The 12,197-nt window shown below is 48.0% G+C and carries 18 protein-coding genes; 13 read left to right on the top strand and 5 right to left on the bottom strand.

What is annotated here, in order from left to right:
* Positions 1 to 672, bottom strand: a complete 672-nt coding sequence (locus H3H32_RS08635; RefSeq protein ID WP_182462298.1) for a DsbA family protein — start codon at positions 670 to 672, stop codon at positions 1 to 3.
* A gap of 107 nt (positions 673 to 779) precedes the next feature.
* Positions 780 to 1,667: a helix-turn-helix transcriptional regulator gene (locus H3H32_RS08630; protein WP_182462297.1), complete on the bottom strand. Its 888-nt coding sequence runs from the start codon at positions 1,665 to 1,667 to the stop codon at positions 780 to 782.
* Positions 1,668 to 1,802: 135 nt separating this feature from the next.
* On the opposite strand from H3H32_RS08630, the gene H3H32_RS08625 reads away from it, so the two are divergent.
* From H3H32_RS08625 to H3H32_RS08585, 9 genes are all read left to right on the top strand, one after another.
* The gene (locus H3H32_RS08625) at positions 1,803 to 2,360 is read left to right on the top strand and encodes a TetR/AcrR family transcriptional regulator (RefSeq protein ID WP_182462296.1); all 558 of its coding nucleotides are present in this window, start codon (positions 1,803 to 1,805) and stop codon (positions 2,358 to 2,360) included.
* A gap of 123 nt (positions 2,361 to 2,483) precedes the next feature.
* Entirely contained in the window at positions 2,484 to 2,858 is a 375-nt protein-coding gene (locus H3H32_RS08620; protein ID WP_182462295.1) for a DsrE family protein, read from the top strand.
* 67 nt (positions 2,859 to 2,925) lie between these two features.
* Positions 2,926 to 3,849, top strand: a complete 924-nt coding sequence (locus tag H3H32_RS08615; RefSeq protein WP_182462294.1) for a PNPOx family protein — start codon at positions 2,926 to 2,928, stop codon at positions 3,847 to 3,849.
* A 2-nt stretch (positions 3,850 to 3,851) separates the two neighbouring features.
* Positions 3,852 to 4,913, top strand: a complete 1,062-nt coding sequence (locus H3H32_RS08610) for a 2Fe-2S iron-sulfur cluster-binding protein (protein ID WP_182462293.1) — start codon at positions 3,852 to 3,854, stop codon at positions 4,911 to 4,913.
* A gap of 3 nt (positions 4,914 to 4,916) precedes the next feature.
* Positions 4,917 to 5,324, top strand: a complete 408-nt coding sequence (locus H3H32_RS08605) for a nucleoside deaminase (protein ID WP_182462292.1) — start codon at positions 4,917 to 4,919, stop codon at positions 5,322 to 5,324.
* Between the two features lie 30 nt (positions 5,325 to 5,354).
* The gene (locus H3H32_RS08600) at positions 5,355 to 5,567 is read left to right on the top strand and encodes a hypothetical protein (protein WP_182462291.1); all 213 of its coding nucleotides are present in this window, start codon (positions 5,355 to 5,357) and stop codon (positions 5,565 to 5,567) included.
* Positions 5,568 to 5,985: 418 nt separating this feature from the next.
* Positions 5,986 to 6,267: an SDR family NAD(P)-dependent oxidoreductase gene (locus tag H3H32_RS08595; RefSeq protein WP_182462290.1), complete on the top strand. Its 282-nt coding sequence runs from the start codon at positions 5,986 to 5,988 to the stop codon at positions 6,265 to 6,267.
* On the top strand, positions 6,194 to 6,781 hold the full coding sequence (locus tag H3H32_RS08590; RefSeq protein ID WP_182462289.1) for an SDR family NAD(P)-dependent oxidoreductase: 588 nt from the start codon (positions 6,194 to 6,196) through the stop codon (positions 6,779 to 6,781). Before H3H32_RS08595 ends, H3H32_RS08590 begins: the two co-directional genes overlap by 74 nt.
* A gap of 11 nt (positions 6,782 to 6,792) precedes the next feature.
* Positions 6,793 to 7,707, top strand: a complete 915-nt coding sequence (locus H3H32_RS08585; protein WP_182462288.1) for a helix-turn-helix domain-containing protein — start codon at positions 6,793 to 6,795, stop codon at positions 7,705 to 7,707.
* A 189-nt stretch (positions 7,708 to 7,896) separates the two neighbouring features.
* Here H3H32_RS08585 and H3H32_RS08580 read toward each other — a convergent pair whose 3' ends face one another.
* A complete protein-coding gene (locus H3H32_RS08580) occupies positions 7,897 to 8,715 on the bottom strand; it encodes an NADPH-dependent F420 reductase (RefSeq protein ID WP_374191818.1) in 819 nt (272 codons plus the stop codon).
* A 152-nt stretch (positions 8,716 to 8,867) separates the two neighbouring features.
* Here H3H32_RS08580 and H3H32_RS08575 point away from each other — a divergent pair, with 152 nt between their 5' ends.
* From H3H32_RS08575 to H3H32_RS37115, 3 genes are all read left to right on the top strand, one after another.
* Entirely contained in the window at positions 8,868 to 9,242 is a 375-nt protein-coding gene (locus H3H32_RS08575; RefSeq protein WP_182462286.1) for a winged helix-turn-helix transcriptional regulator, read from the top strand.
* Positions 9,243 to 9,411: 169 nt separating this feature from the next.
* On the top strand, positions 9,412 to 9,873 hold the full coding sequence (locus tag H3H32_RS37120) for a helix-turn-helix domain-containing protein (protein ID WP_220472550.1): 462 nt from the start codon (positions 9,412 to 9,414) through the stop codon (positions 9,871 to 9,873).
* Positions 9,870 to 10,520 carry an IS630 family transposase gene (locus tag H3H32_RS37115; RefSeq protein WP_220472671.1) on the top strand — a complete coding sequence of 217 codons (651 nt, stop codon included), beginning with the start codon at positions 9,870 to 9,872 and terminating at the stop codon, positions 10,518 to 10,520. The genes H3H32_RS37120 and H3H32_RS37115 overlap by 4 nt, the downstream gene beginning before the upstream one ends.
* Here H3H32_RS37115 and H3H32_RS08565 read toward each other — a convergent pair.
* Positions 10,517 to 10,930: an alpha/beta hydrolase gene (locus tag H3H32_RS08565; protein WP_182462285.1), complete on the bottom strand. Its 414-nt coding sequence runs from the start codon at positions 10,928 to 10,930 to the stop codon at positions 10,517 to 10,519. The genes H3H32_RS37115 and H3H32_RS08565 overlap by 4 nt on opposite strands.
* 65 nt (positions 10,931 to 10,995) lie before the next feature.
* A complete protein-coding gene (locus H3H32_RS08560) occupies positions 10,996 to 11,391 on the bottom strand; it encodes a hypothetical protein (protein ID WP_182462284.1) in 396 nt (131 codons plus the stop codon).
* 227 nt (positions 11,392 to 11,618) lie between these two features.
* On the opposite strand from H3H32_RS08560, the gene H3H32_RS08555 reads away from it, so the two are divergent.
* Positions 11,619 to 12,038 carry a nuclear transport factor 2 family protein gene (locus tag H3H32_RS08555; protein WP_182462283.1) on the top strand — a complete coding sequence of 140 codons (420 nt, stop codon included), beginning with the start codon at positions 11,619 to 11,621 and terminating at the stop codon, positions 12,036 to 12,038.
* Positions 12,039 to 12,197: the final 159 nt, after the last annotated feature.

The following is a 12,197-nucleotide window of genomic DNA, read 5'->3' as shown; positions in this document are numbered from 1 at the left end:
TCAGTATTCGCAAAAACCGTCAGCGCAAGCAGGTCCATGAGCTGAATCAGACAGGCTCATTTTTCTAATCAACCCATCGATACTCACTTTCAGATTCTCAAACGACTGGAATCCGCGCGTAACGACATTAACGGCACCATTTTCCATGGTCAGCAAGGTTGGAAAACCCTGAACACCTGCGTTTCGGCTACATTGAAATCCCCGGATTGTTTTCTGCTTCATGGCTTCTGAATTGAAATGCTTAAAAAAAACAGATTTATCAACGCCAATTCTCTCCGCCAATCCCGCCAGTACAATCCCATTAGTAATGTCCTTTCCCTTCACATAAAATGCCGTTTGCATCAGGCTCAGAAACTCAAAATCCCGCTCTGGCACGATTGTCTGGATAACGGCTAAGGCACGACTGGATGGTTCGGTATCATAATGAAATGCTTCCGTAGCAAACTTCATGGAATGGTCGAATGGCTGGCCGCTTCGGAGGTTTACATTTCGCCAATGAAATTCTAGAAACTCCTTGTACTCAGGAGTAATCGTTTGCTTGCTGAAGGGAGAAAATCCACCGGGAATAATTTCCAGCTCAATCTCGGGATAGTTCTCTTTTAGTTTTTTCAGCACTGGGCTGAATCCATAACACCACGAACACATCGGGTCCGTGAAATAGAACAGTTTCATTTTCGTATTGCTTGTGATTTAACAACACAAAATTAGCCCCTTGGCAAGAGGGGCTATTTCATGAAACGTTCTAAAAATGTTCTGTAAAGTTCAGGTAGCCAGCGCGGTCAAAACCGTTGCTGTACTTGCTTGGGCGTGTTCCTATATTTCTGCTTGAAGGAAGCGATAAAATGGGAGGGCGTCTCAAAACCTACCTCATAGGCTATTTCGGTAATGTTCTTTTCCGAACCTTGAAGCAATTCATAGGCCGTCTCTAACCGGCGCTGCATGATCCACTTACCGGGGTTCATTTTAAAGGTCTGCTGGAACTTTCGCTTAAACGTCGACAGGCTACAATTCGCCAGCGAAGCATATTGTTCAAGGGATATATTCTCTTTATAGTTGTTTTGCATCAGCACCATCAAATCGGGCGATATATACGAATCAAGGCTACGCAGCTGTCTTTCCAGATGATGCCCCTCCGGCGCAGAAATGAGTATCTGAAACAATTCCGTAATCTTGGCAGGCAATAGAAACCGCTTTCGTTCGGGATCGGCATTTCCCGTAATACAGGCTTTGAGCTGCAACGTTAATGCACTCATCAGGTCATCTGCCGGGAGTAATGCCACGCCTGCCGTGGGTTGCGCCAATTCGTCTGGCGGCACTACGCTCGTACAGGCAAATATGCTACCAGCCTGGGCACGTAACCAGGCTTCCGAAAACAGAATCGTAATTTCTTCATACGCACCCGTACGATCATCTACTTTTTCGGCAATACCATAAGCGCCTTTCTTCATAAAAAAGCCAGATCCAGCCGGAACAACCATTTGGCAATTACCCTCAACGATTTCCTTTTCCCCATTGATGACGATACTGATCATATTCATGTGCACAATAGTGTGGGTAGGGTTTATTTCCTGATGGTGGCGATGGTGCATCAGGTAAATCTCCTCATCCCAGGACAAGACGGCTGGACTTTCTTTGATCATCACGCTGCAATTACGGGTATTCGTCATGGTGCAACCGGGTTGTGTTCATTCAATTCATCAATTTTACCAAACGGTCGGAATAATTTGTTAGTTCCTTTAATTTTTCGATCTTCATGAACTAATAATTTTTACCGATCGTTCGGTATTTAAAAGAAACAAAAAGTGGCACACGCAAAAGTTGAACACGATGTCGTTATCGACAAACTAATGGAAGTCTTCCGATCATCTGGCTACGACGGTTCAAGCATGGCTACACTAGCGGAAGCGACGCAATTAAAAAAGGCAAGTTTGTACCACAGGTTCCCTCGGGGCAAAGAGGAAATGGCCCATGCTGTGCTGAGCTATGTTGCCGACTGGACACAGAACAGAATTGTCGATGTGCTTTTTTCAACCAACACGCCAAAAGAACGTTTAGAAGTGGCATTTAAAGCCATAGACGAATTGTATGATGGTGGTCGACTTGACTGTATTCTTAGGGCGTTGTCACACGGATCGGAGGCTAATGTTTTCCAGCAAGAAATTGCCGCGATTTTCCAGCTGTGGATCGATGCTTTCACTCATTTAGCGCTCGATTTCGGCCACAATCAAACCGAATCAGACCGGCTGGCAAAACTGGTGATCACTAAAATTCAGGGTACGCTTATTCTGGCCAGGGCCCTTCAGCAGCCTTCGCTGTTTCAAGAAGCGCTGGATGAATTGAAAACTTCATTTATCAGCTAGTAAATAGGAAATTGGCATGAGATAAATGCCTCTACCAGTTCGCATGAATACATAAGTATGCTCAAAGATTTTACCGAACGTTCGGTAATTATTTCAATAATTCATATAAACCAAACAAATGAGATGACGAATCCTGCAAAAACAGCCCTTATTATTCTTTCAGACCCCAATTCAGGCTCGGATGACGCAAATGGCAAACTATTCAACGCCCTGGCAGCAGCTTACGACTTTAAGCAAGCCAATCAGGAAGTAACTATTCTATTCCAGGGAGCTGGAACGCGCTGGCCAGCTCTGCTGGAACAATCTGATAATCCGTTTTATGGCTTATTTGCCGCTGTAAAGGATAAGGTACAGGGAGTTTCCAGTGGTTGTGCCACTGTTTTTGGCGCTGTTCCCACGGGCTATGATTTGATCACCACCAACGCAGTGCCGGGCACATCAGGACTTCCCAGCTTTGTTGAACTGCAACGGGAAGGGTATCAAATCATCACATTCTAGGAAACGATCCATTTTCCAGTCGTCATCAGGCTGTCTTGATGACGACTGTATCTCCCCTCTTTGTGCAATGGACACAACCCCATTTCATTCTGGCGAACGGCAAATACAGGCCCGTGCGGGCGAAGCGCATATAGCTACTCGAAACGGCAGGCTTATTGCCAACCGGATACCTTCTGGAGCGCTAAAATTCGTTGATAAACAACCCTTTGTGGTGGCAGCAAGCCTCGATGATCAGCAGGCTATTTGGGTATCAATGCTGGCCGGTCAACCGGGCTTTCTGAAGGCTGAAAGCCCAGAAGTTGTTCAGCTTAGCACCGACTATTTACTATCAGCTCCAGATGATCGTTTCTGGACAAACGTGGCTCAGCATCCAGTGGCAGGCCTACTTTTCATCGAGCTTAGTTCACGGAAGCGCTTGAAAGTAAACGGTACGGTGTCAGTTGCCTCGAATGAAGTCGGTTTAACTGTACGCGTACAGGAAGCCTTTCCACTTTGCCCCCGCTATATCCAACGACGGGAAGTGGCCATAACTGCTATCGATCAGCCGACTAATCAGGCCACTCTAACAGGTTCCCAACTAACTCCTGAACTGAACGCTTGGATTGCTGAGACTGACACCTTCTTTGTGGGTAGCGCACATGACGACGACCACCTGGATGTAGGTCACCGGGGAGGAAAACCTGGTTTTGTCCAGATCCTTGATAATCAAACTCTGCAAATCCCGGATTACAATGGTAACAGCATGTTCAATTCATTAGGAAACTTTTCGATCAATCCCCGAGCAGGTCTCCTGTTTGTCAACTTTGAAACGGGCGAAAGCCTACAAATCACTGGGCATGCTGATGTTCAATTTACCGAGCCATCCCCCGAAGACCCTACCGGCGGAACCGGTCGTTATTGGCAAATTCACATCCATAGCTGGCTTCGCCAATCGAGCTTATCGGGATTAAGCTGGACCTTTTTAGAATATTCACCGTTTAACGTTAAGTAAGCATGTTCACTCCCGTTCAAGTGATTGATAAAGTCAGGGAAAGCCAAACTATTTATTCCTTCTATCTGAAATCACTAGATGAAAAACCACTTGCTCCCTACCGACCGGGCCAACACGTACTGGTTCGACTATCGCTGCCCGGACAGGTGAATCCCGTCCTGCGTTCCTATATCTTATCGACTGCCCCCGGACAACCGCACTATCGCATTACCGTCAAGCGAGAAGGCAACCATACTTCACCAGGAATAGCTTCTGCCTTCTTACATGACCAAGTTTTTCCTGGCGATACGTTATGGATCAGCGAACCGCAGGGCGCATTTGTATTACCAACGGCATCACGACGACCTGTCGTTTTAGTAAGTGCGGGTGTGGGTATTACGCCCATGCTCAGCATGCTGGAAACCATTGCTCAGGAGCCTAACCCACGCTCTGTTTGGTTTTTTCATGGGAGCCGAAATAATGAGGTGCAACCAATGAGCAAGTTGGTTCGGGCGTTGGCTTGCGAGCATTCGCACATCCAGGTCTTCATCCATCACAGCCAGCCTTTCGAACATGAGATCATCGGGGAGGACTACGATACCAGGGGGCGGATCGATCTGGATTTTCTAAAACGTCATTTACCCACGGCTGACGCTGATTTTTACCTTTGTGGGCCAGGTTCCTTTGTTAATGTTTTAACGGAGGGACTAAAATTGTGGGGGGGTACCGATGCGCAATTGGCTTACGAATACTTTGGCACAGATCAATCAACGGCTGTACCCGATCAGGAAATCAACCGTATCCCTTCGGCAAATGTGCCGAACTCATTGATACGCCGGGTATCCTTAGTACGTTCCAACCAATCGTTTGTGTGGAATGATACCGACGGGAGTATATTAGACCTACTAGAGAGCCAGAATATCTTTCCACCCAGCAGTTGCCGACAGGGAACTTGCATGAGTTGCAGCACCAGTTTATTATCAGGAACGATACGTTATTCGCCAGAGCCGTTTGCGGAGCCCTTTGAGGGCGAAATTCTGATTTGTTGCGCCCAGCCCCAAACTGATATCGAATTAGATCTTTAAACCATGAATGAGCACTTGCGATTTATAGAACGTTGCCGTCAGTTGGCTAAAGAAGCGTCTGAAACCGGTAATACGCCCGTAGGTTCAGTCATTGTTCGGGATGGTGTCATTATTGGCGAAGGGCGCGAGGCCACCCGACCAGCCAATGATATTACCAGACACGCCGAAGTGGAAGCCATTCGAGATGCCCTTGCCCATTTGGGCTCGTCAAAATTAACTGGTTGTTTGCTATATACTACCCACGAACCCTGTATTCTTTGTTCGTACGCCATCCGACACTATCAATTAGGATGGGTTGGTTTCGAGACTAAAGTACCGACAGTTGGTGGCTTCAGCTCTGGCTGGCCGATTCTCACTGCCACCGATATTTCAATCTGGTGTCATCCGCCCATTGTGGAGGTTCTTGTCTAATTTTTCACTATCTAATTACCTACTAATTGCATGACTACCGAGAACAAATTTACTGACTTAGACGATGCTCCCTTTGTGAATGAAGAATGTGGGGACACCATGTGGGATGAATCTATACTCGATCGACTTACTGAATCCACAACCAACCAACTAGGCCCCAGTTTATCAATAGCTGTTTGTTCACCTTTAGATAATACGAGCAATGCCAAAACCGGCCAATCGAAACAAGACAATCAGGAATAGGGTGAAACAGATAGTCTTTGTGAAAGATGGCTGACTGTTAGTTGTTGGTCCTAACGATGTGATTTGGGTGATGTAACTGCTACTAGGCACAGTTTATCAGAAGTGATATGGTTTAATTTTCTTTTTGTTCAAAAATCCTCAAATTCTCAAGAAACGCTCCCCAAGATGAGACAATAGCACTTTATGTATAATTTGACTAAGTCGTTTAGGGCGGTGCAGTTTACTAATTGATTCTAGGTTGCCAATGAAGTTGCTTCCAAGGGCTGGTTAAGCCTTTCGGCAAACACCATACAGTACTTCTAGCGCCTTACCAATCGTAAAGTCCAGGATCATCGATGATTTGAACACAACCAACCGTTATTTGAACACGATTTTCAGTACGACCTATCTCAATTTTGCCCTATAAACAGAATAAGATATGGACGTAACCCTAATAACCGGAGCTTCAGACGGTATCGGTAAAGCCCTGGCTACCCAACTGGCCGAACGAAAACATAATTTGTTGCTGGTAGCCCGTAGTGCCGACAAACTCGACAGGCTTTGTACTCAACTCACTAAAACATACGGCATCCAGGCGCACTATATTCCAGCAGACCTGAGTAAGCCAGATGCCGCCGGGCAGGTTTATGAAGAATGTCAGAAAAAAAAAGCTGACAATTACGCTGTTGGTCAACAATGCAGGCATTGGCTCCAGTGGTGAGTTTGTGAAAAATGATTTGCAAGCTGAGTTGGCCATGCTGCACCTGAACAATGCTTCGTTGGTGGCGCTGTGTCACCTGTTTCTGCCCCAGATGATCGCGGCCAAAATGGGCGGTATCATCAACGTAGCCTCGCTAGCTGCATTTTTTCCAAGCCCGTATATGGCGGTTTATGCAGCTTCCAAAGTATTTGTCCGCTCGTTTTCGGAAGCCCTTACCCAAGAGTGCAAACCCTACGGCATTCGGGTACTTTTGTTTAGTCCCGGTTTCACCAGCACCAATTTTATGAATACGCCCGCCAACGATAATGCCTGGGGTAAAGCCCTGACCGATGGGGCTTATACCCAGACGGCCGAACAGGTTGCCACTGAGATGATACAAGCCTGGGAAAAGAACGAAACTTTTCACGTATCGGGCCGCTTAAATGCCTGGGGCGTACGGCTGGGAGCGTTAATACCCAATGCCACCATCGCCCGGTTGTTTGCCAGCCGAAAACGAAAACAAATGAACAGGTAAACTGCGTTGATATGCAAAAAGATAACCTGACAACCCTCCGGATAGAAACCATCGCCCAAAGCCATAAAGCCCTGGGCTTGGTCAAACCAAAGCATCCGTTGTTCAGCATTCTGCGGTTCGAGGATATGCCTAGAGTAAACAATGATGCGCGGGTGCGATTGATTTTTGATTTTTTCCATATTGTTCTAAAAAAAGATTGTCCCGGCAAACTTCAGTATGGGCAAACTCCATACGATTTTGACGAAGGCGTCATGTCTTTTTTTGCCCCCAGGCAGGTCAGTATTCTGGAACCAGGCGACGTATTGGCCAAATCCGGCTGGTTACTGATGATTCACCCTGATTTTTTCAGAACGTTTCCGGTAGGCAAAAAAATAAAGGACTATGCCTTTTTTGACTACGCGGTTAATGAAGCCCTGATTCTGTCGGAAGACGAGGAACAATCGATTGATAGCCTCTTTCAGCATATTGAAAAAGAGTACCATTTGCCTATCGATACGTATAGTCAGGATGTGGTCTTGTCGACTGTGGATTTGTTGCTCACCTACTGCAATCGGTATTACAACCGGCAATTTATTACCCGCAAACCCAAACACAGCGAGTTGCTGAACCGGGTTGACCATGTGCTGAATGAGTCGGTGCGAAACGCAGCCGAGCAGGGTCTACCCACCGTTAATGTCCTGGCCTCGCAGATGAACCTGTCGGCAAACTACCTGAGCGATTGTCTGAAGCACCTGACTGGACAAACGGCCCAGCAGTACATTCACGAAAAACTGATCGAGTACGCTAAAGATATCCTGGTCACCACCGAATTGTCTGTCAGTGAAATAGCTTACCAATTGGGGTTTGGTTACCCGCAGTCTTTCAGCAAACTGTTCAAGAGCAAGACCAATCAATCGCCCCTGGCGTTCAGAGCCTCCTTCAACTGACCAGCTACCAATCGGTGCGTCCCGCAGGACTTTTCACGAAAACGCTCCTTCCTAAGACGAAGTGAGATTTGTGGATTCGTAATTCGGGCGATTCAAGCGACAATATCATGCTGGCACTGGTACTAGCTGAAATCTTTTTGATGAAACAGCCGTAGCCCACATACGCAATCGCCAACGCTAATCCGACTGCTACTGCCGGGACCGTGGGGGCAAGCCATGGTACGCCCGGAAAATGTCTACACTGTGGTCCACAAAGTTGTCCGGGAAGTTGCCGCTCACTAAGCTGTGTATATACTCCTTGCCTTGGGCCATGACTTTTTGTATCAGAAAGTCATAGTTAGCCTGCGCGTCTTCTCGTATAGCCCCAGCTCGGGCGGATGGAGCCTCAGCCAGCGTCAGATTGGTGCAGTAAGCTGGCGTACCCGGCTGCTGTCGCCACGAATCGGCGAGGGGGCCAGCGTCGTACCCATCAAAACCCGTTTGGTTAACGAGCTCAATAATTGTTTGTTTGGCCGCTGCGTCTTCACCCGAGACGCTCAGGGCAATACGGCCGGACGTCCCAGCGGGCCTACCCTCAGCCATCAGGCTATAGGAGCCAATTGTGTTAAAAGCCTTAATAACCGGGTGACTAATGATTTGCGCCACCCAAGCACTATGAGGCAGACCCTGCTCAATGGCGTCAATCACGCCATCTCGAGCTGGAAGGTAGTTCATCGTTTCCACCACGATGGTCGCTTGGGGCACCTGCCGAAAAGCGTCTTTAATGGTCAAAACTTGGCCAAACGGGATCGTGAGCATAATCACGTCGCTCCCCTGCATGGCCTCGGCTACGGTCACGGCCGTGACGCCAGTTTCCCGAACGAAGTCTTGCAGCGACTCAGGGCCGCGCGAATTGGCCAGGCGCACCTGGTGCCCGTGGGCCTGTAGTTTACGGGCCAGGGTAGTGCCCATTCTGCCGGCCCCGATAATTCCAATGTTCATGTTTACGAGCGAGTTAAGTAATGGCAAAGAGGGGTGAATAGGTCGCAAATAGTCATCCGCAAAGGCCTTTAGGTAGTTGTCCGGAACACCATTTTTCGTAGTGCAAACCTAGGTATATTTGTTTTCCGATGAGTAGCGGTAAACAAAAGGTTAGTAGTAACCTCTAGATTAGCAACTGCATGAAAACTAACGCCTGTTCGTTCAATAAGAACCCTCACCCTTCGCCTAGCGCATCGCTAAAGGCAATCGCCGACACGATTTACGTGATCGGCGGCAAGTGGCGACTCCAGATCATCGTTGCGGTATCGGAGCGTCCAAGGCGCTTCAATGAGTTGCAACGATTGTTGACGGGTATTTCCGCTCGTGTACTGTCGAATGAATTAAAGGAATTGGAGCTGATTGGGTTTATTGTCCGCCGTGTTGACGCTCAAACGACCCCTGTGCTTATAAACTATACGTTGGCCGACTACAGCTTCTCTTTACATGAAGTTGTTCAAGCGATGATTCGTTGGGGGTTGAGCCACCAGGAACTCGTGAAACACAGCAAGCCATAAGGTTTTACAGGGAGATTGAGGGCAATACCCTCTTTGACCACTCAGCATGCCTGTCAACTCAGATTCGAGATTTGCAACTTAAACTCGCCCCCGTTAGAAGCCCTAACTAGTGTTACTTAAAGAGTAGTCTGGCGGCTTTTTGTATTTTTGATGCTGTAACTCATCTTCCATGACTAAGCATCGACTGACTCTAACGGCCACCGAACGTACAGAATTACTGGCTAAAGTCCAAAAAGGCAAAACAGCCGCTAAACTCATCCAAAAAGCACAGGTGCTTTTGGCCAGTGACGAGGCTGTCGAACGCCAGAGCCAAACTACGATTGCCGCCACCTATCATCTCTCCACACGCAGTGTTGAGCGGATTCGCAAAGAATTTTGTGAGCAGGGCATGGCGGTCTTTGATCCAAAGCCCCGCCAGCCCCGTTCCGACAAAAAGCTGACGGGGGAAGTGGAAGCTCACTTGATTGCCATTGCCTGTAGCGAACCACCAGTCGGTGAAAGCCGCTGGAAATTACAGGCTATTGCGGATCGACTGGTCGAACTCCAAGTAGTTGAAACGCTTTCTCACACGAGTGTGGCAACGGTGTTAAAAAAAACCAACTTAAGCCCTGGCGGGTCAAGGGATGGGTGATTCCGCCCAAGCAAAGTGCCGATTTTGTGTACTATATGGAACAGGTTTTAGCTGTTTATGAGCGACCTTATGATGAGCGGTTTCCCGTTGTTTGTGTGGACGAATCACCCAAACAACTAATCGAAATCAAGCAATATCGTTCCGCCGACGGCACACGCATCCAAGATTCCGAATACATCCGGCGGGGCGTAGGCGAGATTTATATGGCCTTTGAACCCTTGGCAGGGCAACGGTTTGTCGAAGTCAAAGACGATCACAAGGCCATTACGTGGGTGGGTGTGCTAGCCAATTTATTGGACGGCCCTTATACAGACTGTGTAAAAATGACGGTGGTTGGAGATAATCTGAGTGCCCATAAACCCAGTGCATTTTATACAGTTTTTGGGGCCGAGAAAGCCAAAGCGTATCTGGATCGATTGGAGTTTGTCTATACCCCCAAGCATGGCAGTTGGCTTGACATGGCTGAGATTGAGTTGTCCATCTTACAGCGTGATTGCCTGAATCGGCACATTGCGACCAAAGAGTTGCTGGTAGCAGAAATTACCGCCTGGCAAGCAAACAGAAATGCCAAACAAGCGAAGGCGAACTGGCAGTTTACCACCAAAGATGCCCGAGTAAAATTACATAAGCTATACCCGACAGTTTAATCTTTAGACAACACTAGATACCTGGCTGCCGCTACGATATCCTGCGCTTTGGCCATTGGATCTTCCATCGATCGGGGTCGCCCGGTGCTTTGGCCCCAACTGCGAAAATCGAATACCAAGGCTGCGTACCCCCGAGCGGCCATTTGACGGGCATAGCCAGCTGGCATCTGTTCTTTCACCGTTCGCCAGGCTCCCGTAATTATCAGCACCGGATAGGGTCCGGGTTTTGTGGGTAGATAGAGATCGCCGACCAGTGTTTCGGTCGAGGAAGGAAAGGTAACCCGTTCCATACGAACCGTTTGCGGACTGGCTACCGGTTGACAGCCCTGACTAGCTTGAGGCTGGGCTTGACCACTGGGGTCAGTGAGCAAAACGGTCGTAGTAAGCCAGATCGCTGATGTTGTGTTCATTGCGTTTACAATGAAGAGAATGATTCAATAAAGGGTATGTAAAAACTAGTGGTATTGGATTCCGCTTAGTTGGCCTCGTGCTGCATGTCCCACCACAAAGCACCAGCGATCAATAGCGCACCCGCTATTTCCCAAACGGCAGCAGCCCTATAGGTTTGGGGCATTCGGCCTATCGCCATTAAGCCTAGAAAGCCAACCCCCATCAGCAGGCGGGCACCGATCAGGTACCGTTTAACGTGCTTCCAGCGGTGTATGACGCCGACTATATATAGAATACCTACATAACTAGCGGACAAAGACGCGGAGCCTAAAAGAGCGGGGATGACATTGCCCAAGGCCGTCAATCCAAGCATCTTGTATTGAAAATGGGGGTTGAGTATCCCTTCGGCTCCCAATAAAAAGCCGACTACCCCCAGCAGGATGACGGTCCAGTCGGATGCCGTTTTGTTCAATGTTGCCATCTTCTTGATTTTTCTTGGAGCAAAATTGGGCATCGGTCCATGGATCGGCTAAGCCATATCGGGGAACGTCTTAGCCATTTTGAGGCTACCGCTACTGAACGTCAAGATTCACCGATAAAATCAGTGTACTTTGCTTCATGACCTACCCAGTGAAAAGCGATTGTGTGCCCTAGCGAAATCTGATCGTTCTACCTTAGCCTACTTAGTCTCAAAAAAGCCATCCAGTTATGTTAACGATAAACGATATGGAGACCAAACAGACAGTTCAACATTATTTTGATGCCATCATAGCCGGCAAGTTCGAGGAAGCCCAGCAATGGAAAGCACCGGATGAAAAACACTGGATAAGTGGAGAGGGCTCCTGGCCTTTTGGGGGGTGGCAGACTGCCGATCGTATGGCCCGGATCCATGAAACCATCCGAAGCCGGTTCCCTAAAGGGCTTCAGATTACGATCAACTCCATCCTAACCGAGGGGGAGCATGCTGCCGTGCACCTTAGAAATTATACCGAGCGTATTGATGGCCGCATCTACGACAATCAAATTGTCTTTTTGATGCGGGTGAAAAATGGCCTGATCGTCGAGGAAAAAGAATTTCTGGATACAATCCTGGTCAATGAACTCGTTTGTGGTAAACTTGATGAATAAGGCGTAGTATGCCGGCAAGATGGATAAAACGACAACGTGGACTTGACACTAAGTAACAATTGTCTGGAATTGGCACCACTCTAATCTCCTAAATCGCTCCTACCTGAGACGATAAATCTTTCATGTATCTGCTACTCAAAAAGGGCGTTTGGTGAGATA

The sequence above is a fragment of the Spirosoma foliorum genome (genome assembly GCF_014117325.1).
In the GTDB taxonomy this organism is placed as follows: Bacteria; Bacteroidota; Bacteroidia; order Cytophagales; family Spirosomataceae; genus Spirosoma; species Spirosoma foliorum.
Note: the sequence above shows the minus strand (reverse complement) of the source record. Positions and strands in the feature narration are given on the sequence as shown.